The 23,986-nt window shown below is 57.2% G+C and carries 17 protein-coding genes and 1 tRNA gene; 10 read left to right on the top strand and 8 right to left on the bottom strand.

Annotated elements, in window-relative coordinates:
- Positions 1-89 precede the first annotated feature (89 nt).
- Positions 90-890, top strand: a complete 801-nt coding sequence (locus ACIPR4_RS05485) for a DUF1868 domain-containing protein (protein WP_013567662.1) — start codon at positions 90-92, stop codon at positions 888-890.
- 20 nt (positions 891-910) lie between these two features.
- On the opposite strand, the gene ACIPR4_RS05490 is transcribed toward ACIPR4_RS05485, so the two are convergent.
- Positions 911-2,278, bottom strand: a complete 1,368-nt coding sequence (locus tag ACIPR4_RS05490; protein WP_013567663.1) for a hypothetical protein — start codon at positions 2,276-2,278, stop codon at positions 911-913.
- 210 nt (positions 2,279-2,488) lie between these two features.
- On the opposite strand from ACIPR4_RS05490, the gene ACIPR4_RS05495 reads away from it, so the two are divergent.
- Positions 2,489-5,950, top strand: coding sequence for a TonB-dependent receptor (locus tag ACIPR4_RS05495; RefSeq protein WP_013567664.1), 3,462 nt, complete (start codon positions 2,489-2,491; stop codon positions 5,948-5,950).
- A 121-nt stretch (positions 5,951-6,071) separates the two neighbouring features.
- Positions 6,072-8,096: a beta-L-arabinofuranosidase domain-containing protein gene (locus ACIPR4_RS05500; protein WP_013567665.1), complete on the top strand. Its 2,025-nt coding sequence runs from the start codon at positions 6,072-6,074 to the stop codon at positions 8,094-8,096.
- A gap of 57 nt (positions 8,097-8,153) precedes the next feature.
- On the opposite strand, the gene ACIPR4_RS05505 is transcribed toward ACIPR4_RS05500, so the two are convergent.
- The 5 genes from ACIPR4_RS05505 to ACIPR4_RS05525 all read right to left on the bottom strand — a co-directional run bounded on the left by ACIPR4_RS05505 (position 8,154) and on the right by ACIPR4_RS05525 (position 13,995).
- Positions 8,154-8,227, bottom strand: a tRNA-Gln gene (locus ACIPR4_RS05505).
- A gap of 99 nt (positions 8,228-8,326) precedes the next feature.
- Entirely contained in the window at positions 8,327-9,856 is a 1,530-nt protein-coding gene (locus ACIPR4_RS05510; protein ID WP_013567666.1) for an ABC transporter substrate-binding protein, read from the bottom strand.
- On the bottom strand, positions 9,849-11,024 hold the full coding sequence (locus ACIPR4_RS05515) for an anhydro-N-acetylmuramic acid kinase (protein ID WP_013567667.1): 1,176 nt from the start codon (positions 11,022-11,024) through the stop codon (positions 9,849-9,851). Before ACIPR4_RS05515 ends, ACIPR4_RS05510 begins: the two co-directional genes overlap by 8 nt.
- Complete coding sequence (mutS, locus tag ACIPR4_RS05520) at positions 11,021-13,690, bottom strand: DNA mismatch repair protein MutS (RefSeq protein ID WP_013567668.1); 2,670 nt, start codon at positions 13,688-13,690, stop codon at positions 11,021-11,023. The genes ACIPR4_RS05515 and mutS overlap by 4 nt, the downstream gene beginning before the upstream one ends.
- A gap of 44 nt (positions 13,691-13,734) precedes the next feature.
- On the bottom strand, positions 13,735-13,995 hold the full coding sequence (locus ACIPR4_RS05525) for a hypothetical protein (RefSeq protein WP_013567669.1): 261 nt from the start codon (positions 13,993-13,995) through the stop codon (positions 13,735-13,737).
- Positions 13,996-14,243: 248 nt separating this feature from the next.
- Between ACIPR4_RS05525 and ACIPR4_RS05530 the strand changes: the two genes are divergently transcribed.
- From ACIPR4_RS05530 to ACIPR4_RS05560, 7 genes are all read left to right on the top strand, one after another.
- Complete coding sequence (locus ACIPR4_RS05530) at positions 14,244-15,539, top strand: glycosyltransferase (RefSeq protein ID WP_013567670.1); 1,296 nt, start codon at positions 14,244-14,246, stop codon at positions 15,537-15,539.
- A gap of 64 nt (positions 15,540-15,603) precedes the next feature.
- Positions 15,604-16,902: a glycosyltransferase gene (locus ACIPR4_RS05535; RefSeq protein ID WP_013567671.1), complete on the top strand. Its 1,299-nt coding sequence runs from the start codon at positions 15,604-15,606 to the stop codon at positions 16,900-16,902.
- 164 nt (positions 16,903-17,066) lie between these two features.
- On the top strand, positions 17,067-18,383 hold the full coding sequence (locus ACIPR4_RS05540) for a glycosyltransferase (RefSeq protein WP_013567672.1): 1,317 nt from the start codon (positions 17,067-17,069) through the stop codon (positions 18,381-18,383).
- Between the two features lie 117 nt (positions 18,384-18,500).
- The gene (gene ccsA / locus ACIPR4_RS05545; RefSeq protein ID WP_013567673.1) at positions 18,501-19,319 is read left to right on the top strand and encodes a cytochrome c biogenesis protein CcsA; all 819 of its coding nucleotides are present in this window, start codon (positions 18,501-18,503) and stop codon (positions 19,317-19,319) included.
- Positions 19,316-20,602 (top strand): glutamyl-tRNA reductase, encoded by a 1,287-nt coding sequence (gene hemA / locus ACIPR4_RS05550; protein WP_013567674.1) that lies wholly within the window; start codon positions 19,316-19,318, stop codon positions 20,600-20,602. The genes ccsA and hemA overlap by 4 nt, the downstream gene beginning before the upstream one ends.
- On the top strand, positions 20,603-21,655 hold the full coding sequence (hemC, locus tag ACIPR4_RS05555; protein ID WP_013567675.1) for a hydroxymethylbilane synthase: 1,053 nt from the start codon (positions 20,603-20,605) through the stop codon (positions 21,653-21,655).
- On the top strand, positions 21,648-22,406 hold the full coding sequence (locus ACIPR4_RS05560) for a uroporphyrinogen-III synthase (protein ID WP_013567676.1): 759 nt from the start codon (positions 21,648-21,650) through the stop codon (positions 22,404-22,406). The genes hemC and ACIPR4_RS05560 overlap by 8 nt, the downstream gene beginning before the upstream one ends.
- Here ACIPR4_RS05560 and nth read toward each other — a convergent pair.
- Positions 22,403-23,167 carry an endonuclease III gene (gene nth, locus ACIPR4_RS05565; RefSeq protein ID WP_013567677.1) on the bottom strand — a complete coding sequence of 255 codons (765 nt, stop codon included), beginning with the start codon at positions 23,165-23,167 and terminating at the stop codon, positions 22,403-22,405. The genes ACIPR4_RS05560 and nth overlap by 4 nt on opposite strands.
- On the bottom strand, positions 23,168-23,938 hold the full coding sequence (locus tag ACIPR4_RS05570) for a chlorite dismutase family protein (RefSeq protein WP_013567678.1): 771 nt from the start codon (positions 23,936-23,938) through the stop codon (positions 23,168-23,170). It abuts the gene before it with no gap.
- Between the last annotated feature and the right edge of the window lie 48 nt (positions 23,939-23,986).

The following is a 23,986-nucleotide window of genomic DNA, read 5'->3' on the forward strand; positions in this document are numbered from 1 at the left end:
AACAAATCCAAAGAAGGTCAGCAGGAATACCTGCTGGCCTTCATCTCCCGCGGTATCCGATATCTAGCCCCAAACAGAAAGGATCTACCTTGTTTCAGCGTGACCGTCGCCAGTTTCTCCTTCAGTCGTCCACTCTGGCAGCCGCCTCGTTCCTGCCTTCCCATCTTTTTTCGCAGACAGCTTCATCAAGCCCGGAGCGGAAGATCCCAAACCAGGACACGATTCTGAAGTTCAACCCCGACGGTACACCACGCCCTTTCGCGGGCAACACGGTCATCTGCCATTTACCGGCGCAGTGCGCGATGCGCGACGCTATGGTGGAACTGCACGGTGCGCTAACGCAGGCTTCTTATCGCCACAAGCTTGGGCTTACTTCTACGGACAGCTACCACATGACCATCTTCCCAGGAGCGAACGATCAGGGCAGATCTGCTTACGGATGGCCGTCCTATGTACCAGCAGATGCTCCGATTGAAGTCTGCGATCGCATGGTGGGTGAGCGGATAGCGAAGACACATTTCTCCTGCCCATTACCCCTGCGTATGCGCGTCGATCAAGAGCAGACCATCCATTACTCGACAGCCTGCACCTTAAGAATGATTGCAGTCGACAGCGACGAAGAAAAGAAGTTAAGGTCTCTCCGAGACAAGCTTGCAGAGGTCTTTGGCTTTCAGCTCAAGAATCATGCGACCTATCAGTTCCATATCACTATGTCGTATCAGATGGCCCCATTTACAACTGAGGAGAACGGCGCTTATCGGAATCTGCTCGAAAAACATGTCCAACGCATCATCGATGCAGAGCCTGTCCTGGAGCTTGGAGTTCCTGAATATTGTGTTTTTCCGGACATGTTTCGCTTTGAGCCGCAGAAGTTGCTGGCTTGCTCCTGAAGGCCTGTCTGAGACGGCCTTCAATTCATCGTACGCCAGGCAACGATGTGGCTTTGCGTGGCACTAGCGCCCATATTCTGCGTTCCCAGAAGCACCTCAAAGTGCGGCAGCGTGCCGTCGGGATGTCGTATGCGGTTCAGGAACGGCAGGAGTTGTGCATCGTCCAAAACGAAATCCATTCCCGCCTCAGTGCCGGACATCCCCGTGCCCTCAAGCAGCAGAGCATTGCCGTCTCCAGCAAGGCTTGGCATATAGGCGACCACCCCGAAGACCGTTCGTTGGGGGTCGTCCCTTCTGGACTCCCATCGTGCAGGTTCGCCTTTTTGTGGGTTCCGGTTAAGGATCGAAAAGACGCCCTTATAGTCATCCTTAAAGACGAAGTTCATGTTGTGTTCATAGAGTTCATCCCATGGATCGGCTTCGGACGAACCGAGCAGGATGACGTCACCTGCCTTGAAATCATTCGGTCGCAGGTCGCGGGCATACCGTACGGACACTTCACTGCCCAGGGTCTGCGCCCGATCCTTAAGACTTAGGATCGTCTTGAGATCCACGATGGAGGTATACCGGCGATTTGCAAGATCGAGGACTGAATCCTTGAGAGATGCTGCTGGGCCGATCTGGGGCAGGACGGCTGGCTCCGATCGATATCCTGCATCAAGATAACCCTTCAAGTCGAGGTCTCGACCTGACATGCCATGAAAGAGCACCAAACCAGAATCTGGAGCAACCACCATGGTTGGTTGATTCTTAGTGAAGAGGTGGCTCCAGAGTGGGTGATCCGCGATAGCGGGCCGTTGAAGGGTACTACGGTCATGAAACCAGAGTGCCATCAGCATCAGGGTCAATACAGCACTTAGTCCCCATGGCAACCATCTTCCAGTGACAGATTGTTTTGGATGTACTTCTACACTCGGCGTAGGTGTCAGGGGGGAGAGGTAGGGAGAAGGCAGTGTTGCCTCGACATCTGCCGGAGTGGGGACGGATGTATTTTGTGTCTCGAATACCGGCACATAGCCACCGCGTGGGATGGTGATTCGTACTAGTTCGTCCGCACCTTCCTGCTGGAAGTACAGTTCCAGACGCTGCCGTAACCGGCTTGCCTGGCTGCGGACGATCCCGTCCACTGCTGAGTCGTAATCCTGGGGTCGGCCAAATATCTCTCGACCGATCTTCTGTTCGTTGATCTCTGCTTCGCGACCTTTGAATGTCATGTCGCAGACGTAGGTCAGGAATGTGCCTAAACGCTCGCTCCGGGCGAAGGTCGGAGAGTGCACGATGCGGCGGACCAACTCCCGCCGCGCACCGTCCGAACCGACCGCTGGCAACTGGCCTAGCCTTCGGGGACGAGTGTCCGACGCTTCACGCTCTGGTTTTGCCGTCACCATAGTTTGTTCTCGCTCGAGTTAATCACGCCAGTGTGAAGATATCGTGAATCGTTTCGCCGTTTTCGAGTCCTGAGTCATGACGCATTACTGTCAGGTAAATAGTTCATTCCAGTCTGGTTCGGAGCTGAATCGGTTGAGCACCGGTGAAATGCTTTGGTTCGCCGCTTTGTGCCTGCTACTTCTGACTCATCTCTAACGCGAAGGAAACCGATGACCGTCCCAAAGCCGACCAGACCTCCGAAACCTACAAACGCCCATTTGAACCTCAGCAGGATCGTAACGTTTGTCTTCTACGTCTTGCTTACGACCACGGCCACGTTTGCACAGTTCACGGCTGGGGTTCAGGGCAACATCCAGGATGCTGGGGGAGCCGGCATACCGAACGCGCAGATGGTTCTTCTGAACACTGCGACGAAAGTGCAGCAAACCGGCGCCAGCGATACCTCAGGGCTCTATCGCTTTACGAGCCTTGGTCCTGGAGAATATGAGATCTCCACCTCTGCAAAGGGCTTTACGCCCGCAAAGGTGCGGTTTACTTTGACGGCCGGTCAAATCCGAGATGTCTCTCTGAAACTCGGTGTCGGCAGCGACACGACCAGCGTCACCGTCACGGGCGAATCGCCACTTCTGGATACGGCTGACAGCCGAGAAATACTGACCCTCGATCAGACGGCGCTTGAAAATCTGCCACTGGCCACCAGAAATCCCATGTCCCTGTTGGGTCTTACGCCGGGTGTGACCGGGATACAGCCAGCGACGACAACGTTCAATCCGGAGACCACAAATCACTACAGTGCGAGCGGACGAGGGGGCAATGCAAATACGGTCATCGTTGATGGGTTGGATGTCGACAGCGACATCGGTGCTGGTGTGACCAATCTGACGCCCAATGTTGATTCGCTCTCAGAGGTAACGGTTCAGACCAACACCTATACCGTGGATTACGGTAAGTCCGGCTCCATTCAAACCCTCATGTCCTCCCGGCCCGGAACGGCCCAGTACCATGGCTTTGCGAGTGGCTACTACACCTATCAAGGGCTGGAGGCGCGTGGGGAGTATGGCGTACCAAAGCCGACTCGTCTGTCTCCGTTTCACACCACCGATCTATCCTTCGGAGTGGGTGGTCCCATTATCCCGAAGCAGCGTTTCTTCTTCTTTGCGACACTGGAACCATACTTTTCCTCCACTCCAAATCCCGCTCTCACTGCGGTCGGAGCCCTTGCCCCAAATAGCGGCAGCCTTACCTATGAAGATCCGGCGTTCGCAGCCTTCGCCCAGCAGGTGAAACCTGCTTCGCTGGAGACGTCTCTGCTCACGAAGTATCCCACGCAGAATGTTGTGTTCAAGTCGTCTACGAACGCGCAGGCGGTTTTTGGGGCTCAGAATATCGCAGCAAACACTGGCTGTAACACTCCGAGCACAGATAACATCCCTTGCTCTACGCCTGTCTTTGATTCAGGTATTTTCAATGCCTCGGCACCGAATACCTCGTACCAATACAGCGTTCGAGTCGACAAGGTCTTCGACAAGGATCGCGTCAATGGCTTCTTCGTTCGCAATACGATTGCGAGCTCGGCGCCAAGTCCGAGACCGCAGTTCACAACGAGCAGCAATCTCTATACCTTCTCCCTGCAAGGGAACGAAACGCATACGTTTTCCGCTCACTTGCTGAATGAAGCTTTTGCTGGGTACAACCGGATTGAGGGCTACACCCCCAATAAGGGACTGTTCACTGTTCCAGTGGTCAACGTCACGAACCTGGGTGTCGGTTTTGGTGATGCCAATCCGTATGAAGACTATATTCAGCATGGCTTTCATTGGCGGGATGTGGTGACCTATGTCCGAGGCAATCACGACTTTCGAATCGGTTACGAAGGCTGGCATGGGGATGACCTGGCGTACTTCGCAGGCCGATACAGCCAGCCAATCTTTACCTACACAAGCATCATCAACCTGATCAACGACAATCCATTTACTGAAACCAACATCGCTTTCAATCCAGTTACAGGACAGCCCTTTGCCGATAATTACGGCTTTGCCAAAACCTCGGGCGGTGCTTTCGCTGAAGACGAATGGAAGGTCACACACAGACTCACGGTCAACTACGGCATTCGCTACGATAACTTCGGCAATGCCTACCCTGCGCTCGGGCAGACGGTGCTGGCGAACTTTCATCCGGCGGCAGGCTCATCGTTTGCCGAGAGTATCGCCAACGGCGCCTTTACGCAGCAGAGCCACACGTTCGCGCACGATTTGAATTGGATCTTCAGTCCCCGAGCCGGATTTGCGTATGATCTCTTCGGTAAAGGAGATTGGGTCATGCGTGGAGGCTTCGGTGTCTATCGAGACGAGTTCACTCTTGGAAACCAGGAGAACGGATTGATTGCGAATCCACCCGGTCCTGTGCGTCCGACGTTCAAGAACGATGGTTCGACGCCAGCACCGGTCTTCGGATTGGCGACACAGAATACCTATCCCTTTGGCTTTCCGTATCCAGCCTTTGTTGGCGCTCCACTGGATGCAAAAGGCGGTCGCGTGGGAGGAGGATTCACTGTGATCGGGATCGACCCCAATCTTAGCTTGCCCCACACCTTGAACTACACTTTGACGCTTGAGCACTCACTGACGAGAAGCATCGTTGCCAGTGTCGGGTATCAGGGATCTCACTCTGGAAACCTGATCACGAATGGAGGTAACCTCGCCGCTCATACCTACGGCAATGACGTGAACGCCTTTGCGGGCGACCTTCTCCAGCATCCCAGCTTCGCAACTTCCGGAGCATATAACGGGACGGGCATTCAGAACCGTCTCAACACCAGCTTCGCCGCGATTACGTATGCGACGAATGGCCCGACCGCGAACTACAACGCCATCATCGCAGCGGTCAAAGGGCAGTTCTCGAGACATGGTTTTGTCACGGCTTCTTATACGCACTCCAAAGCAATGGACGACTGGCTGAGCTACCCAACCGCAGCACCGCCCTACAACCAATACTATTCAACCTCGCTGTTCAACGTGCCCAATGCTTTCTCGCTGGGATGGAACTATCAACTGCCAGGCGGCGCATTGCACAACCCCTTGCTCCGGCATATTGCGGGAGGTTGGACCTTGGCTGGGATTACGAGTCTGCAAGCCGGCACGCCCTTCAGTGTCCAGAACACAAACCCCTTGGCGGTAAGCGTTACCGGGACGGATGGGGTACGCATTACTTCTGCGAATTATGCAACCGAGTTGGCAGCCGGTCATCTCCAGTATGTTCTGACCAGCGGAGACTATAACGCCGATGGAAATAACACCGACTACCCGAACGTCACGGCCTATACGCAGAAGCACAATAGGAGCGATTTCCTTGTAGGTCATGGAGTCTTCCCTGTGTGTGCTGGCGGCGCGCTCCCTTGTGGCAACTTCACGCTTCCGGCCTTTGGGTCGGAAGGGAATCAAACCCCGAACCGGTTCAGCAATCCCGGTTATGCAGACACTGACCTGACGTTGAAAAAGACAACGCGGATCACAGAGCGCGTCAATATGGAGTTGCGCCTTGATACCTTCAACCTCTTAAATCGAGTGAACCTGATGGCCGTCGATCCGAAGCTGCAGGACACGACGTTTGGTCAATCGACCAGCACGTACGCACAAAGGAATATGCTGCTCGGAGCGAGAATCAACTTCTAACGACCGCGGTCTGCTTGGGAGGGTGGGTGATTTCTTTTGGGAACACCCATCCAGACTTCTGCTGACACCATCGCCACACTCTCGTTCGAAGCAAATCGTATACAAGGAATTCATTATCTCGATGCTGACACGTAGGAAGTTTGTAGAAGTTGGGGCAGCTGCTGTTGCCGCGGTGGCGCTGAAAGAAAAATCTGCTTTCGCTGATGAGCGACGCGAATCGTCGCTGAAGCTCGCTCCCACAGCGTTTCGAGCGCTGCCACTCGGGCAGATCCGTCCGGGGGGCTGGCTTCGTCGTCAGCTGCGCATTCAGGCGGATGGTCTAAGCGGTCATCTGGATGAGTTCTGGCCCGATGTAGGTCCGCATAGTGGATGGCTGGGCGGATCGGGCGAAAGCTGGGAACGCGGTCCTTATTTCGTTGACGGGTTACTCCCACTCGCGTGGCAACTCAATGATGAGCGTCTCAAGGCCAAAGCGATGCGTTTCATCGACTGGACTCTGAACCATCAGGCACCGAACGGCATGATTGGCCCGGCGAGCAATGACGACTGGTGGCCGCGCATGGTGATGCTGAAGGTGTTGGCTCAATATCATGATGCCACTGCGGATCCTCGCGTCCTTCCCGTACTCACGCGATACTTTCACTACCAGCTTGCCGTCTTGCCCACACGGCCCCTGCGCGATTGGGGAAAGTATCGATGGCAGGATGAAGTCCTCGTTGTAGAGTGGCTCTATGAATGCACTGGCGACGCGTCGTTATTGCGTCTTGCCAATCTGCTCGAGAAGCAGGGGTATGACTGGATTGTAGGCTTCGCGGACTTCAAGCATACCGGCGTCACCTCGCGCGCTTATCTTGATGCTTCGGCCATCGGCGGGAACAGGGCTGAAGGCATGGAAACGCATGGCGTCAATAATGGCCAAGCGATCAAAACCGCGGCCGTCCGTTACCGCCTTTCTGGGGACGCATCTGAACATGCCAACTTCAAACGACAGATCGACACGCTCGACCGCTTCCACGGCATGCCGAACGGTATGTTCTCCTGCGACGAGCATTTGGCAGGTCTTGATCCAAGCCACGGGACGGAGCTCTGTACTGTGGTGGAGACCCTCTATTCCCTCGAGGTCGCACTCGAAACCTTCGGGGATGCTTCCATCGCAGACCGTATCGAGAAGATTGCTTTCAACGCTCTTCCCGGTACCTTCGACGACGCGATGTGGGCTCACCAGTACGACCAGCAGGCCAATCAGGTTCTGGTGGGGCTCAACTCCAAGCCCTGGACAACCAACGGCCCCGAATCGAATCTGTACGGACTCGAACCCAACTTCGGTTGTTGCACGGCAAACTTTCACCAGGGCTGGCCTAAATTCACGTCCAGCCTGTGGATGCGCTCGCCGGACGGCGGTTTAGTGGCTTCGTTGTATGCCCCATGCGAGGTCGAGACCACGGTCAGCGATCACAAGATCTCTCTTCGCGTGGAGACCGAGTATCCGTTCAAGCAGGATGTCCGCATTGTTTTGTCTCCCGAGACTGCGTTGAGTTTTCCTTTGCACTTGCGGATTCCTGCATGGGCGAGCGCGGCCACTCTTCGGATCAATGGCCAGCCGGTACCGATCGATGCAAAGCCGGAAACCTTTGCGCTGATCGAAAGACGTTGGGTTCCAGGGGATGTTGTTGACTTGCATCTGCCCATGGTCCCTTCGATTTCACGTTGGTATAACCATTCGCTCGCACTGATGCGTGGGCCGTTGGTCTTCTCCCGGGATCCTGGAGAGAGTTGGGTCAAACTCCGCGACAGGGGACTGACTGCAGATTGGCAGGTGTACCCGAAGAAGTTTTGGAACTACGCTTTGCTCGTCGATGAGCGCTCGGCGGGGGAGGTTGAGGTCGTGGAGGGAGCTGTCGGTGTAATACCTTTTGCGGCGATATCGGCACCAGTGAAGCTGCGAGTCAAAGCTAGCCGCATCAATGCCTGGCGCTCAGAGGATGGAGTCGCGGCACCGGTGCCGGAAGGGCCGCAGACCAGCACACTTCCGGAGGAGATGCTGGAGCTCATCCCCTATGGCGCGGCCAAGCTGCGTATCACTGCCTTTCCGCAACTGAGAAGAGACAAGCAGGCAGATGAACACTTCTCACATGTTAAATGCTGATAATGCTTGATTTATGACCGCTTGAGGGATCTGGACCAGTGCCGAAAGGTGCAGAAGTGGTTGCCTCCCAGGGATTCGAACCCCGATATGCTGAGTCAGAGTCAGCTGTCCTACCATTGAACGAGGAGGCAATACTTTGCAGCGAATGGCTGCGGTGTGGGCGATGGATGTTTCTCAACCGCCTCATTGAGTGTACGAAGCATGCGGCAGTGCGTCAAACCAGCCCGTCGTTATTGGGCAGGAGAGGACGCGATTTCCGCCGTTCTGAGGAAGTCGTAAGTCGCTGAGGGTGTGGGGCGAACGTTCTTCAAACGTGCCGAATGAACGACCACGTTGTTCAAATACCAGAGGTTTACGCTGGGCTCCTGCTCGGCGAGGATGTGCTGTAGCTCCAGGTAGATGACGCGGCGCTTCGCCTGATCGAATTCGGCCTGCCCCTGCTCGATGAGCGCGTCGACCTGGGGGCTGGAGAAGCGGCCACGATTGGCTCCCTTGGGAGGGAAGCTGTTGGTGGCGTAAACATAGCGATAGATATCCGGATCCTCGTTCGCGCCGATCCATCGGAGGGCGTAGATCTGGAAGGCGCCCTTGGTGACGTCGGCATAGAAGGTGCCAAATTCGTTCGCGCGGAGCTCAAGATCGATACCGACGTTGCGAAGCTGCTGCTGCACGATGATGGCGAGCAGGCGCGTGGTGTCATCCGTCGAAGTCTTCAGGGTGAGGTGAAGGCGCGTGCCTTTGTTGTCTGACTTGTAGCCCGCAGCTTCGAGAAGAGCGCGAGCACGTGCGGGATCGTAGTTGTAGGTGAGGATCTCGTTCGGTGTGGCTCCCGCCCAGTGTCCTTCGGGCAGCATGCTGTTGGCGAGACGGGCCTCGTCACGAAAGAGAGCGTGGATGATCGCAGGCCGGTCGATGGCGAAGGAAATCGCTTGCCGCACACGCGCGTCGCGCAGGATAGGGTCCAGCGTATTGAAGTTGAGATAGTTCAGGATGGAGCCGGGATAAGTCTCCACGCGGACGTTTGGATCCGAACGCATCGCATAAACCGTGTCGAGCGAGAGAGCGTTGGAGACGATGTCGGCTGAGCCTTTTTGAATCTCCAGAGCGCGCGTGATGGCGTCAGGGACAACCTCGATGCGAACGTGCGGCACATGCGCGGGAGCGCCCCAGTAATGCTCGTTGCGGTCGAGAAGAACTTCTTTATCGACGACCTGCGAAACGTAGCGGAAAGGCCCAGTGCCAATCAGTGGTGCGTTTTTGCCGGCGCCGTTTTTTACAACGCCAAAGAGGCCATCGGAGAGATTGAAGAGCAGACCTGCATCGGGCTTTTTGAGGTGCACGGTGCAGGTGAGCGGGCCCGTGGCCTCTGCTCTGACCACGTTCGTAAAGCTGCCGGATTTCGAGGTGAGGATTGCGCCGTTGTGCATGCTTTCGATCGTCCACGCCACGTCCGCAGCAGTGAGGGAAGAGCCATCGTGAAAGAAAACGTTAGGGCGGATCTGAAATACGAACGTAAGCGGATCGGGTTGCTGCCAGCTCTCCGCGAGGAAGGGCTGCAGGTTGTAGTGTTCGTCTTTGCGCACGAGCGACTCGAAGACCAGTGAGCCGATGTGTTCGGACTGGGCATCGGTGCCCATGCGGATGTCCAGGTTGTTCGGTGAGCTTTCGATATCGACGACGATGGTGCTCAGGTTCGGCCTCTTCTGATGACAATCGCAGAGCAGCAACGGAAGAATGAAAAGCGCGAGGCCCTTACGCAAGCGTCACCTTGCCGAGAATCATAGGCTTGCTCGCTCCAGTTGCGGAGGGTACGTTGCCGGGAAGGTTATTCCAGCGCAGCCAGGCCAGCAGGGCGAAGGCCATGGCTTCCTTGGCTTGCGATGGTATGCCGTGCTCGTCTGTGGTGGAGACACTAATGCCGAGCGGCTCCAGACCTGCGCGAAGCTGCTGCATGAGCGTGCGGTTCGACGTGCCACCACCGGCGACGATGTAGTCCGTCGCGTCGGCCAGTGGTGCGTTCTGGCCGAGGAAGGGCCAGACGAGGTTGCGATAAGCGGAGAGGATACTCTGCACGGTGAGCGCGGTCGCGGTGGCGAGGATGTCTTCGTTGGTCGCGCGCGCTTTTTTACAGAGAGCAATAAGACGGTCGACGTACGCTTCGCCGAACTCTTCACGACCGCAGGACTTCGGTGTCTGCAGGCTGAAGTACTTGGTCTGCAAAAGCTGCTCGACAACCGGCTGGAGGGTCTTCCCTTTAGCTGCGGTTGCGCCATTGCGATCGTACGTGCGGTTGAAGAGGCGCTGCATGCACGCATCGATGAGCATATTCGCGGGACCGGAGTCGAAGGCCAGCGTCTCTTTGCTGCCGGCAGGGATGGCGGTAAGGTTGGCGATGCCGCCGAGGTTCTGCAGAATTCGATTGCGCTTTGGGTGTGCAAAGGCGATGCGGTCGAAGATGGGGACGAGCGGTGCGCCTTGCCCACCAGCGGTGATATCTGCTGGACGAAAGTCTGAGACGACGGGAAGGCCTGTGCGGGCGGCGACTTCCGCGGCTTCGCCTAACTGCCATGTGCAGCGCAGCGGCGTGCCGAAATACTTCTGCGCGATGCCCTGGTGATAGATCGTCTGTCCGTGAACGCCTGCAAGGTGCGCTTTGATCCTGTGCTGCTGTTGCGCCGCTACGATGGCATCTCCATAGACTTCGCCAAGACGCCAGTGGAGGCGTGCGAGTTCCGCAGCGGAGATATTCGGAGCATCCATGGCGGCGAGCACGGTGGCTCGCAGCTTCTTGCTGTAGGGAACTGCAGTGTGCCCGAGAAGCTTCAGCTTCGGTGCGGCGTCTTCGCGTGGAGTGATGCGGACGAGGGCAACGTCGATCCCGTCGGCTGAGGTGCCAGACATCACGCCCGCAACAACGAGGCTCTTCATTCGCTGATCTCCCGCTTGAGTTCCGAGAGAAGTTGCAGCGCTTCCATCGGCGTCATGCGGTCGACATCAAGCTCGCGGACGCGATCGACGACGCGCTGCGAGAGCGGCGTAAAGATCGTCATCTGCATCGACGGTGCTGGCGCGGCCTGTGCATGCACCTGTTGTGTCTCGACCTTCTCATGCAGTTTGAGGACGGAGCGCGCGCGGTCGATCACTTCGCGAGGAAGGCCCGCGAGCTTCGCCACTTCAATACCGTAGCTGCGGTCAGCCGCACCGCTCTCTACCGTGTGGAGAAAGACAATGCCAGTGGGCGTCTCGCGGCAGGCGACGCGAAGGTTCGTGAGACGCGTGAGCTGTTCATGAAGCAACGTGAGTTCGTGATAGTGCGTGGCAAAGAGGGTGCGCGCACCGATCTTGTTGTGCAGATGTTCCACGGTGGCCCACGCCAGCGAGAGGCCGTCATACGTCGCCGTGCCACGCCCCATCTCGTCGAGGAGGATGAGCGAACGCGCCGTTGCCGTGTTGAGAATCGCGGCAGTCTCGGTCATCTCCACCATGAAGGTAGAGCGGCCACGGGCGACGTTATCGCTCGCACCGATGCGGGTAAAGATGCGGTCTACGAGACCGATCCGAAGAGAGGCGGCAGGGACGAAGCAGCCGCATTGCGCCATGACGGCGAGCATCGCGGCCATGCGTAGATACGTGCTTTTACCACCCATATTCGGTCCGGTGATGAGCGCGAGCGATGGGCCGTTGGTCGCATCAAGAAAGCCCGAGTTTGGCGTGAAGCGGCCCAGGGCAGACTCTTCCAGACGAAGCTCGACTACAGGATGACGCGCTTCGGTAAATTCCAGAACGGTCGAATCCTCCTCAATGACCGGACGCGTCCAGTTGCGCAGCGCTGCCAAATGCGCGAAGTTCGCAAGAAGGTCGATCTCGGCAACACGCCGCGCTGTCTCACGCATGCGGTGAGCTGCTTCGAGGATAGTTCGCCGAAGGTCTACGAAGATGCGACGCTCGATCTCTGCGATGCGATCCTGCGCGGTAAGAATCTTGCGTTCGTAGTCCTTGAGTTCGGGCGTTGTGAATCGCTCCGCGTTGACGAGAGTCTGCTTACGCTCGTAGTCGGCGGGCACATTGGCGAGATTCGATTTCGTGATTTCGAGGTAATAACCGAAGACGGAGTTGAAGCGCACCTTGAGCGAGCTGATGCCGGTGCGTTCGCGCTCCCGATCTTCGATGGCCGCGATGGATTCGCGTCCACTGCGCGAGAGTCCGCGTAGCTCGTCCATCTCCGCGTCGACGTTCTGCGCAATCGCGTCGCCTTCGCCCAACTTCAACGGAGGATCTTCGACGAGGGTCCGACCGATCTGTCCGCAGAGTTCTTCAAGCGTGTCGAACTCCTGCGTCAAAGCGGACCAGCGGCCTTGCGAAAATTCTTTCGCGCCATATAACACGCCGGGCAAAGCGGAGAGCGTCCGGCAAAGAGCGACCACGTCACGAGGTCCGGCGGAGTCCAGTGCAATGCGCGCCAGCAGGCGTTCGAGATCGAGAATGCCGTCCAGCGCGCGGCGCAGCGTCTCGCGCTTCGGAAGGGAGGCATGGGCCTCGGCGACAGAGTCCAGCCGTGCGGCGATCTGCATCGGGTCGATGCTGGGCCGCAGAAGCGTGCTCCGTAACAGGCGTTTGCCCATGGGTGTGCGGCAGGCGTCCAGCGTGTAGAGCAGTGTGGTCTGGTTCGATTCGCCTGAGAACAACGGTTCCGTCAACTCCAGGTTGCGCACGCTGACAGCATCCAGTTCCAGGCAAGTTGCGCGCTCGTAGTATCCGAGAGAGTCCAGATGCTCCAGGTCCTCATGATGCGTGGCGCGGAGGTAATGCAGCAGAGCACCGGCAGCCGTGGCGGCAGAGGCGTGCGTCCCAAGTCCGAAACCATCCAGAGAGTTCGCACGGAAATGCTGTTGCAGAAGGGGCAGGGCATAATCCGCCGTGAAAACCCAGTCTTCCAGCGGAGTCTTGGTCGCGGCAGCGGGAAGCGTCTCGTCTTCTTCGCCGTTCAGCGTCGTCTGCGCCGATCCTAGACGAAGGTTCGTTGCCAGCAGGATTTCGCGTGGCGCGAGGCGATGGAGTTCGTCGACTGCTTCTTTTATCGCTGATTTGCCGTGAAACTCCGTCGCGCGGAACTCGCCGGTGGAAAGGTCCAGAGCGGCAACGCCTGCGGCATCCGACTTCGTGTTGAGTGTCAGGGCCGCAAGAAAGGTATTGTCATTCGCTGCGAGGCTGCTATCGAGCGCCGTTCCCGGTGTGAGCACGCGGGTGACACCGCGGCGGACAAGGGTCTTCGTGAGTTTGGGATCTTCGAGTTGCTCGCACATGGCGATCCGATAGCCGCGGCGGAGGAGCTTTTGCAGATAGTTTTCGGCGGCATGGTACGGAACGCCGCACATGGGAATCGCCTTCTCCCTGTCACGAGCAGTAAGGGAGATCTGCAGTTCGCGAGCGACGAGGATGGCGTCATCGTAAAACAGCTCGTAAAAATCGCCCATGCGAAAGAAAAGCAGGCAGTCCGGGTGGGCCTGTTTGGCCGCGAAAAACTGACGCATTACGGGTGTCTGCGTGTGGGGGGCTGGGATGGGGGTTTCTACAGACATTCCAATGGCCAGCATACCGTCTTCCGGCATGCTGGCGCTTGTGGAAGTCCGGGTGCGAATTAGCGGGCGGTCGCGTCCGAACCGTGCTGTTTCACCAGTTTGTTGTAGAGACCGAGGATCAGAAAGGGGGCGACCCACTGACCTACAAAGAGCGCAGCGTGGTCCCTTTTCTGCGCTTTGAAGAGCAGCGAGGCGGTAATGGACGCGATGGCTGCCGCCAGGAAAACACCGCTGGGAACCTGGGCGGTGTAGGTTTCAATGGCTGCGGTTGCTTTGCCTTCGGTTGCTTCGCCTGCCTGTACTTTATGTCCGTATTCCATATGTCTCTCCCGTGCGGATCTCCGCTACTTCCGGGTTCAGATGCGGAGGATACGCGGAACTCTGTGCGCCAATTGAGCAGGATCACGGGCGATTTCGGCTGACGAACAGACACCGATATTTTTGTGCGTACCCCGGACACCGCCTATGGGAAGAGAGTTTCCTCGCCACCGCCAGAGTCGGAAAATTGAATAAATTGGTGAATTCTTTGTTTTACCTAAGGCGAGCTGAATGCGCCCTTGGGAGACGAATGAGCAATATCCTTGTATCGGTTACGCCAGCGCCCGGTCACGTCAATCCTCTCCTTCTTATTGCAGAGCATCTCAGCAAAGCAGGACACGAGGTCACATTTAACAGCGCAGAGATCTTTCGCGAAAAGGCGGAGGCGGTGGGGCTCAATTTCGTTCCGTTCCTTGGCGCGGCAAATTTGGATTATCGCCTCATACCCGAACTATTGCCCGACAGAGCGTTCGCTGAACCAGGGCTACCCCAGGTCGACTACGACATGGAATATTTCCTCGGCGCGAACATCCCAGATCAATACGAGGGCATTCTGGATCTGATTGAAAAACAGAGAATTGATCTGGTTCTGACAGATTTTTGCTTTTTCGGCAGCTTTCCTCTGATCCTCGGGACCAAGAAGAGACCTCCCGTCGTTGCGTGTGGCGTGGCTCCATACTGGATGCGGCGGCAGGAGGTATCGCCTTTTACGGGGCCGGACAGCACCCCGGAAGGTCTGTTGCGCAATGCGGAGCACAACCGATTGGTCGACGAGGGTTTGGCGCGGTCGACAGCGTCCATCCAGCGAATCCTGGGGAGGTACGGCATATCCACCCCAATCGATTCGGTGCTCTACGCTGCTTGTGCGCTGCCCGATATTTTTCTGCAACTTACGGTGGAAGAGTTTGAGTATCCAATCAAAACCAAGCCAAAGAATCTGCGGTTTGTTGGGCCAATCATTCCAAAAAACACGGGTAAGGCGGACGAGCCTGAATGGTTGAAAAGAATAGATGGCTCCAGGCCCGTAATCTTTGTAACGCAGGGAACGGTTGCGAACTACGACTTCAATCAGCTATTGGGCCCAACCATCGCCGCTCTGGCGGAAGAAAACGTCGAGCTAGTCGTTACCGGCGGGGGCATGGATATTTCAGGCCTTCAGGAATCGCCGAATGTTCATCTCGAACGTTACCTTCCCTATCACCTTGTTTTACCGAAGGCTGACCTCTTTATCACCAACGGCGGATACAACGGCGTACAGCAGGCACTGAGCTTTGGGGTTCCGGTGATCGGGGCCGGGATTACCGAAGACAAACCGCTCGTCTGTGCTCGTGTGGCATGGTCTGGTACCGGAATTGACCTGAAGACCGGAAGTCCTACGCCGGAACAGATCTGGGATGCGGTCCAGCTTATCTTGGGCGATCGCAGATATCGCGAAGCAGCGAAGAAAATGGAAAAGGTTTTTGCCCGACATGATGCGCTGGGCACGATCTTGAAAGTGGTCGAAGCGGCCATTGGAACAGTGCATGGGCAAGAACCGGCAAAATGATTTGAATAAAACGACGAATGCGGTGTTTTACCTGCGGCGAAGCTGAATTCGCCCTGGGAGACGAATGAGCAACATCCTTGTATCCGTTACGCCCGCACCCGGGCACGTCAATCCTCTCCTCCTCATTGCAGAACATCTCAGCAAACAAGGACATGAGGTCACGTTTAACACTGCTGAAATTTTTAGAGAAAAAGCCGAAGCTGCGGGGCTGAACTTTGCTCCGCTCGGCGGCACGGCGAACTTCGACTATCGCCTCAAGGAAGAATTCTTCCCCGACAGACATACAACAGAACCAGGGCTGCCGCAGTTCAACTACGATATGGAACGCGTCTTGGGCGCTCAAATCCCAGACCAGTACGAGAACATGCAACGGCTGATTCAAGAGCAGGAGATTGATCTGGTCTTGACGGATATTGGCTTCTTTGGCAGTTTTCCTATGATCCTCGGAGCGAAAGCTAGACCTCCGGTCGTTTCGTGCGGAATTTTGCCGTATCTGATGAGTCGGCCCGAAGTATCGCCATTTACCGGCCCGGATAGCACTCCGGAAGGCCTGTTGCGCAATCTGGAGCACAATCGCCAGTTGGAAGAGGGGCTGGCGGGGGCTACAGCTTCCATCAACCGAATCTTGAGGGGGTACGGCATCTCCGCTTCAATCGGTGTGCCATTCGATGCTGCCAGTATTCTTCCGGATGTTTTTCTGGAGTTTACGGCGGAAGAGTTTGAGTACCCAATCAAGGACAAACCGAAGAACCTTCAGTTTGTTGGGCCGCTCGTTCCAAAGATAGCGGAAAAGTCCGAAGAACCTGAGTGGCTGAAGAGAATCGATGGATCGAAGCCCGTTATCTTTGTGACGCAGGGAACGATCGCGAACTACGACTTTGGCCAGCTTGTCGGACCCACAATCGTTGCCCTGGCCGAGGAAGACGTAGAGGTAATCGTCACCGGCGGCGGTGTGGATGTTTCAGGTCTTCAGATCCCGTCAAATGTTCATGTGGAGCGCTATCTTCCCTATCACCTGGTGTTGCCGAAGGCCGACCTCTTTATCACCAACGGCGGATACAACGGTGTGCAGCAGGCGTTGAGCTTTGGAGTTCCGGTAATTGGAGCCGGTGCGACGGAAGATAAGCCGTTCGTCTGCGCCCGTGTGGCGTGGTCGGGTACCGGAATTGATCTGAAAACCGGAAGTCCCACATCGGAGCAGATAAAGGATGCGGTCAGGCTTATTTTGAGCGACCCTAAATATCGCGAACGAGCGAAGAAGATGGCAGAAGACTTTGCACGATACGATGCGCTGAGTGCCGTCGTCCAGGTGGCTGAATCGGTTATTGAAAGCAGTGCGTGGCGGAAGGCCGAGAAGTCTTAGGAGAAAGAGACCGTATCAGCCAATTCTCGCGGTTATCTCGTAACTCATGAAGTTCTGAAAGGAAAGCCTTCTCGATATCGGCCAAAGTCGACAAATTTATTTGAATAAAACGACAGATGCTGTGTTTAACCTACGGCGAAGCTGAATTCGCCCCTAGGAGACGAATGAGCCGCATACTTGTATCCGTTACGCCCGCACCCGGGCACGTCAATCCTCTCCTCCTCATTGCAGAACATCTCAGCAAACAAGGACATGAGGTCATATTTAACAGCGCTGAAATTTTTAGAGAAAAAGCCGAAGCTGCAGGTCTGAACTTTGTTTCCCTCAACGGCAAGGCGAACTTCGACTATCGGCTCCTGCTTGAGATCTTCCCTGATCGAGCCACCAAAGAACCCGGACTGCCCCAGCTTAACTACGATATAGAACAGGTTTTCGTCGCCACAATTCCAGATCAATACGAAGGGGTCCAAAAGCTGATCGAAGAACTGGATGTCGATCTGGTTCTGACCGATCTCTGCTTCATGGGGAGCTTTCCTCTGATCCTTGGAACCAGTCCCAGACCTCCGATCGTTGGGTGCGGCATCATTCCATACTGGATGCGGCGGCCTGAAGTATCGCCATTTACAGGCCCGGATAGCACTCCGGAGGGTATGTTGCGCAATTTGGAACACAATCGTCAGTTTGAGGAAGGTCTGGCCGGGTCAACAGCCGCTTTGAATCAACTCCTGAGGGGTTACGGTATATCGACTTCAATCGATCTGGCTCTGGACGCTTCTTGCATGCTGCCGGATGTCTTTCTACAGTTTACGGCGGAAGAGTTTGAGTATCCGATCAAGGACAAACCGAAGAACCTTCAGTTTGTCGGTCCGCTTGTTCCAAAGCCCACCGATAGGGAAGAGCCCGAGTGGCTGAAAAGAATCGACGGCTCGAAGCCCGTTATCTTCGTGACGCAGGGAACGATTGCGAACTACGACTTCGGTCAGCTTGTCGGGCCCACCATCGCTGCACTGGCGGAGGAAAATGTCGAGGTGATCGTTACTGGCGGCGGTGTGGATATCACAGGCCTTGAGGTACCGCCCAACGTTCATATTGAGCGCTACCTTCCCTATCACCTGGTCCTGCCGAGGACAGACGTCTTTATCACCAATGGGGGATACAATGGCGTGCAGCAGGCGCTGAGCTTTGGCGTTCCGATCATCGGAGCCGGAGCGACTGAAGATAAGCCGTTTGTCTGTGCTCGTGTAGCGTGGTCAGGTACCGGCATTGATCTGAAAACCGGAAATCCCACATCGGAGCAGATACGGGATGCAGTTCGACTTATCTTGAGCGATAGCAAATATCGGGAGCGGGCAAAAGAGATGGCGAAGATTTTCTCCCAATACAACGCGCTCGGCACGACCGCCAAAGTGATTAAGTCGACCATTGAAAGCAGTCCATGGCGGGCTGGTAAGTCTCAGGAGAGAGAGACCTTACCGGCCTAGAGGGTGGCGAATAACGACTAGCCCCTTAGGCTGGTCGTGGTTCGCCGTGTTTTCAATGCCCGGTATACTTAAGGACAGGTACCTTGCGCGGCTTTGCGTCCAGGTATCTCCTTGTTTATGTCTCTAGTCTGGCTCAAGATCGCGGTACTTCTGTACGGTATAGCCTCCCTGGCCGTACTGCCTGCGGTTCTGTACGAACGCCCCAATTGGAGATATGCCGCGCTTCCCGCGGCGCTGCTTGGGTTGTTTTTTCACTCCATCTCCCTGGTGCAGATGCTTGCAGCAGCCCACCACCTCGTCCCGGTGGAGGCGACCGAAGTCCAGGCCGTTCTGGCCTTGCTGCTCGTTATGGCATTCCTGTTGACTGCTGCTGTTTATCGCACTCTGACGATGGGAGTCGTCCTGCTGCCGGTGGCTACGCTGCTCTGTCTCGTGCCAGCCTTTGCACTGGGCAAAAGCACCCTGGCAAGCCCGCTTTTACATAGCGGTTGGATCTGGCTCCATATTGCCCTTCTTCTGGCGGCCTATGCTGCTCTGATACTTTCGCTCCTGGCGAGCGTGCTCTACCTGATTCAGGAGAAGCGACTTAAGTCGCGTTCCACCAAGGGCCCGATGAGCGCTCTGCCGCCGCTGGCGACGACGGACGCGATCGTGCTGAAGTCGCTCCTCTTTGGCCTGCCGTGCATGACGGCCGGGCTATTGATCGGTTCGCTTCTGGCCATGCAGATGTATGGTTCGTCGTATTTCCACGACCCCAAGGTCCTGCTCAGTTTTGTCATGTGGCTGGCGTATGTCGCCATGATCGCGATCCGGCGCAGCGCAGGTCTGCGCGGACGTCGCGCCGTGTTTCTCTCGGCCTTTGTTTTCTTTGTGATGCTGGCGGTGTGGAGCGCGAACCAGTTTTCCAGCGTGCATCAGTTTGCGGTGGAGCGATGAGCTTGATCCTCCTTGGAGTCAATCACACCACAGCACCGGTTGAAGTTCGCGAACGTCTGGCCATTCCGGCGGACGGTCTGGCCGATGCTACGCGCAGCCTGCTGCAACATCCCGGCGTGCGCGAAGGCCTGATCCTTTCCACCTGCAATCGCGTGGAGTTTGTCGCGGAAGAGGACGACGCCAATCTTCCGGACCTGCGTAAGTTCTTGCGGGAGTACTTCTCTCTGCAGGCCTCTGCCATTGAGCCGCATCTCTATGAGTTTCGCGAGCGCGATGCCGTAAGACATCTCTTCCGCGTTGCCTCTTCTCTGGATTCCATGGTCGTCGGCGAACCGCAAATCCTGGGACAGGTGAAGGAGAGCTACAGCGTCGCCCGCGAGGTCGGCGCGGTCTCGAAGTCGCTCGAACGCCTCTTGCAGTCTGCGTTCACCACAGCGAAAAAGGTTCGTACAGAAACCGAGATCGGCTCGAGCAGCGTGTCCATCGCATCCGTCGCGGTGGATCTGGCGCATCGCATCTTCGGTTCGCTGGAGGGCCGGCAGGTGCTGCTCGTCGGTGCGGGGAAGATGAGCCTCCTCGCTGCGCGCCACCTGATGCAGCAGGGAGCCACGCAGATCCTGGTGGCGAACCGCACGCCCGAACGAGCGCAGCAGTTGGCGGCGGAGTTCCACGGTCTCGCGGTCCCGTTTGCAGATCTGCAGGAGCACGCCCCGAAAGCGGACATCATCATCACCTCCACCGGGGCTCTTGGCTATGTCTTTACGCGGGCTCAGGCGCAGGCAATTCTCCACCGTCGCAAGGGCAAGCCGATCTTCTTCATCGACATCGCCGTGCCGCGCGATGTCGAGCCAGCAGCCAACGAGGTCGACGGCGCCTTCGTGTACTCCATCGACGATCTGCAACAGGTGGCCTCGGCCAACATGGTGCAAAGGTCCGCGGAGGCTGCCGCAGCGGAAAAGATTGTCTCGCGCGAGGTCGATCGCTTCCAGCTGAGGCTGCAATCCCTCGATGCGGTTCCGGCGATCGTCGCCGTGCAGGAGTTCGCCGAGCAGATGAGGCAGGCCGAACTGGAACGCGCGCGAGGCCGCCTTGCTTCTCTTTCTGCAGAACAGGCTGCTGCTGTCGATGCTCTCACCAAGTCGCTGGTGAACAAGTTTTTGCATAGACCGATGCAGGGGATGCGTGAAGCAGCGCGCGCCGGAGATGGCGTTGCCCTGGATACGATGCGGCGCGTCTTCTCCCGTGGAAACGAAGAATCACTCAGGAACGATGAGGAGATCTAAATGCATTTGAGACTTGGATCGCGCGGATCGCAGCTGGCGTTATGGCAGGCAAATCACATCGCCGCATCGCTTCGTGGAGCGGGACATACCACCAAGATCACCATTATCCGTACCACGGGCGATCGGATGCAGGACCCTGCCTATGTAAAGGAGAACCCAGTCACGCCGGAGATGGACGCAAAGGGCATCTTTATCAAAGAGATCGAAGAAGCGCTCCTGCGCGGCGAGATCGATCTTGCGGTGCATTCGCTGAAAGATCTGCCGACCGTGATGGATCCGCGTTTCACACTCGCCGCCATTCCTACACGTGCAGACGCTCGCGATGCTCTGCTGTCGCCCGAGTGGGTCCAGTTGCACACCTTGCCGGACGGAGCGCGCGTGGGCACCACGTCGCCGCGGCGCAAGGCACAGATGCTCGCGCATCGACCTGATCTGCAGTTCGTAGAAATCCGAGGAAACATCGATACACGCCTGCGCAAGCTGGCTGCCGGTCAATGCGACGCACTCGTTCTGGCCTGCGCTGGAATCGACCGTCTGGGCGCACGCTTGCTGCATCCGGTGGACCTCGATCCCGCACATCCCGAGCACGGCCGTGCACCGCACGTCGAGTGTGTGACGCATGCCGACCACGATCACCTGGAAGAGCACCCTACGGAGCATGAACCAGCCGGACAGGTTGACTGGATCCGCGAGCGCTTTGCTGCAGACACGATGTGTCCGGCTCCTGGTCAGGGTGCGCTCGGTGTGGAGACACTATCCGATGCCCCCGAAGTGATTGCGGCAGTCTCCGCGCTGGACGACGCAGAGACGCGCTACGCCGTGGAAGCCGAGCGCTGGATGCTGCATGCACTCGGTGGCGGATGCTCTCTTCCCGTAGGTGCGTGGTGCGTCGACAAAAGGCTGACCGCGAACGTGACCGCAGCCGACGGCGACGAGATGCTCTCTTCCGAAATTTCAGCAAACGAAGGCGAGTCGGCGCGTTCCCTCGGTGAGCGCGTGGCCGCCGATCTGGTCGCTCGTGGAGCGCGTGAGCTACTGCAGGCCTATGCCTGACCGGAAACGCATTCTTGTCACACGCGCTAAACATCAGGCTTCTGCTCTGGCGGACGCGCTGGCGGAGCGCGGTTTCGAGGTCGTCGCAATCCCGGCGATTGAGATCGTTCCGCCTGAAGACAGCTATCGTGCGCTGGATTGGGCCCTGCGTACCGTGGAGCGGTTCGAATGGATCGTCTTTACCTCGGCCAATGCCGTCGAGGTCTTCGCGTCACGTCTTGAGTTCTTAGATTTACCGGTACCCGACACCTTGCAGATCGCTGCCATTGGGCAGGCCACGGCGCGTGCGCTGACCGAGCTTGGTCTGCAGGTCGATGTCATACCGCCGACTGCAGTCGCGGAATCGCTCGCCGAGGCGCTCGCTCCGCACGTCGCGGATACGCACGTGCTTCTCATACGCGCAGCCGAGGCGCGAGAGGTCTTGGTGCCGCAACTTGAAGCCGTGGGTGCAAAGGTGACCGTAGCCGCTGCGTATCGCACGGTTGTTCCAGAAGATTCTGCTGAGTCTCTGCGAACAGAACTCGGGGACATCGATGCCTTCACGTTCACCAGCGCCTCTTCCGTTCGCAACCTGGGCATACTGCTGCACAGCGCGGAGGTCACACTCCCGATGGAAGCCGTGATGGCCTCCATCGGCCCTGTCACTTCGCAGGCGATGCGCGAATCCGGTTGGGAACCGACCGTAGAGGCGCAGGAGGCCAGCGTGGCCGCGTTAGCGGAAGCCTTGAAGGTTTACTTCAGCAACCGCTAGTGCGATGACCAAGTCTTGTCGGTTGAGTTGCACAGCGTTTCAATGGAACAGTCGGCGCAGCGCGGTTTCCGCGCGATGCAGACCTGCCGTCCGTGAAAGATCACGCGATGTGAGTAGTCGATCCACTGGCCCTGCGGAAGGATGCGGATCAGGTCCTGTTCGACCTTGACCGGTTCAATATTCTTCGTCAGCTCAAGCCGTCGCGAGATGCGCAGAACATGGGTATCGACCACCACACCGGAGGCGATCTTGAACCACGAACCGAGCACCACATTCGCCGTTTTGCGTGCAACGCCCGGGAGAGTGATCAGTTCTTCAATCGTCTGCGGCACCTTGTTGCCGAAGTTTTCGACGATCACGCGCGCAGCGCCCTGAATATTCTTCGCCTTCGAGTGGTAAAAACCAGTTGGGCGAATGATCTGTTCGATGGCTGGGATAGACGCTTCTGCGAGGGCCTTCGGTGTAGGGAAGATCCTGAACAGCATCGGAGTCACGGAGTTCACTGTAACGTCCGTCGTCTGTGCGGAGAGTGCGGTCGCGATCACGAGCTGCCATGCGGAGTTGTGAATCAGTGCGCAAACGGCATCAGGATAAGCCTTTGCCAGACCATCCAGAATTGCCGCCACACGCTCTGGTGCGAGCGGCTTCTTCGTTTTTCCCGGCTTGATCTTCGGGGAAACAGGTTCGCTGGCCGCAATCGCCCGCGCTTTTGAGGGCGCGGGCGCAGTGGCGCTGCGGACTGATTTAATGCGAGTGGACATCTATCCGAGGCGGTTCAGAGCATCTTCCGGCGTCAGGCGTACGCAGGAGAAGATCGGATAGTCCTTGAGCGTGTAGATGCTGATCTCGGTTTCGCGTAGCTGCTGCACGAGATCGAGGAAGTCTTCAGGGAAGTTGGTCTCAAAGGCCACCACAAATTCCTGATCGTCGATACCGAAAGAGTAGGTGGTGTTGAGCTTCACGCGAGGAAAGGACAGCCCAACGCGGATGTGCTCTTCCATGAGACGGCGGCGTTCTTCCATCGAAAGCAGGTACCAGGGGCGGGTCTTCCAGAACGGATAGACGAAGAGATACTTGTGTCCGCCTGGCCGAATTGCGCCGCGGCCTTCGCCTTCGCTCTCGTCTTCGCGATCGATCTGGTACTGCGAACGCTTGGTCATCGCGAGGAAGCTGTGCGGTATCTCGAGGTAGCCGCCGATGGGGGTTGCCAGCAACTCCGCCCGCATCCGGTTCAACTCTTCGATGGAATAGCAGATGCTCCAGACGCAGAGATCGGTGTCCCCACGCGTACCTACCGTGGAGTAGGTGAGTGAGAGAAACTCGCCGGGCGTATTCCAGCGATTGAAAACTTCGATAAAGGCGGCTTTGTGCGCCGCGCGCTCGTCGGCGGGCAGGCGCTTCCACTCGGGAAGGATCTTGTAGAAACTGAAAGCCACGATCTGACGGCGGACGGGCGGTCCACCGTGCGTGGAGGGTTGTGCGCCGTAGGAGGATGCCGGTCGTTCTGCGGGAGGTGCGCTTGTCTCTGCCATAGCCTCTATCGTAGAAGCCTGCGGGGAGCGCGGCAAGTTTGGGCCTAC

Source organism: Terriglobus saanensis SP1PR4 (assembly GCF_000179915.2).
Classification (GTDB): Bacteria; Acidobacteriota; Terriglobia; order Terriglobales; family Acidobacteriaceae; genus Terriglobus; species Terriglobus saanensis.

What these genes read in the sequence shown, in the direction of transcription:
- ACIPR4_RS05540 (WP_013567672.1), top strand. Translation starts at nt 17,067, where the DNA reads ATGAGCCGCATACTTGTATCCGTTACGCCCGCACCCGGGCACGTCAAT.
- ACIPR4_RS05495 (WP_013567664.1), top strand. Translation starts at nt 2,489, where the DNA reads ATGACCGTCCCAAAGCCGACCAGACCTCCGAAACCTACAAACGCCCAT.
- ACIPR4_RS05515 (WP_013567667.1), bottom strand. Translation starts at nt 11,024, where the DNA reads ATGAAGAGCCTCGTTGTTGCGGGCGTGATGTCTGGCACCTCAGCCGAC.
- ccsA (WP_013567673.1), top strand. Translation starts at nt 18,501, where the DNA reads ATGTCTCTAGTCTGGCTCAAGATCGCGGTACTTCTGTACGGTATAGCC.
- ACIPR4_RS05560 (WP_013567676.1), top strand. Translation starts at nt 21,648, where the DNA reads ATGCCTGACCGGAAACGCATTCTTGTCACACGCGCTAAACATCAGGCT.
- nth (WP_013567677.1), bottom strand. Translation starts at nt 23,167, where the DNA reads ATGTCCACTCGCATTAAATCAGTCCGCAGCGCCACTGCGCCCGCGCCC.
- ACIPR4_RS05570 (WP_013567678.1), bottom strand. Translation starts at nt 23,938, where the DNA reads ATGGCAGAGACAAGCGCACCTCCCGCAGAACGACCGGCATCCTCCTAC.
- ACIPR4_RS05530 (WP_013567670.1), top strand. Translation starts at nt 14,244, where the DNA reads ATGAGCAATATCCTTGTATCGGTTACGCCAGCGCCCGGTCACGTCAAT.
- ACIPR4_RS05535 (WP_013567671.1), top strand. Translation starts at nt 15,604, where the DNA reads ATGAGCAACATCCTTGTATCCGTTACGCCCGCACCCGGGCACGTCAAT.
- ACIPR4_RS05500 (WP_013567665.1), top strand. Translation starts at nt 6,072, where the DNA reads ATGCTGACACGTAGGAAGTTTGTAGAAGTTGGGGCAGCTGCTGTTGCC.
- ACIPR4_RS05490 (WP_013567663.1), bottom strand. Translation starts at nt 2,278, where the DNA reads ATGGTGACGGCAAAACCAGAGCGTGAAGCGTCGGACACTCGTCCCCGA.
- mutS (WP_013567668.1), bottom strand. Translation starts at nt 13,690, where the DNA reads ATGCTGGCCATTGGAATGTCTGTAGAAACCCCCATCCCAGCCCCCCAC.
- ACIPR4_RS05525 (WP_013567669.1), bottom strand. Translation starts at nt 13,995, where the DNA reads ATGGAATACGGACATAAAGTACAGGCAGGCGAAGCAACCGAAGGCAAA.
- hemC (WP_013567675.1), top strand. Translation starts at nt 20,603, where the DNA reads ATGCATTTGAGACTTGGATCGCGCGGATCGCAGCTGGCGTTATGGCAG.
- hemA (WP_013567674.1), top strand. Translation starts at nt 19,316, where the DNA reads ATGAGCTTGATCCTCCTTGGAGTCAATCACACCACAGCACCGGTTGAA.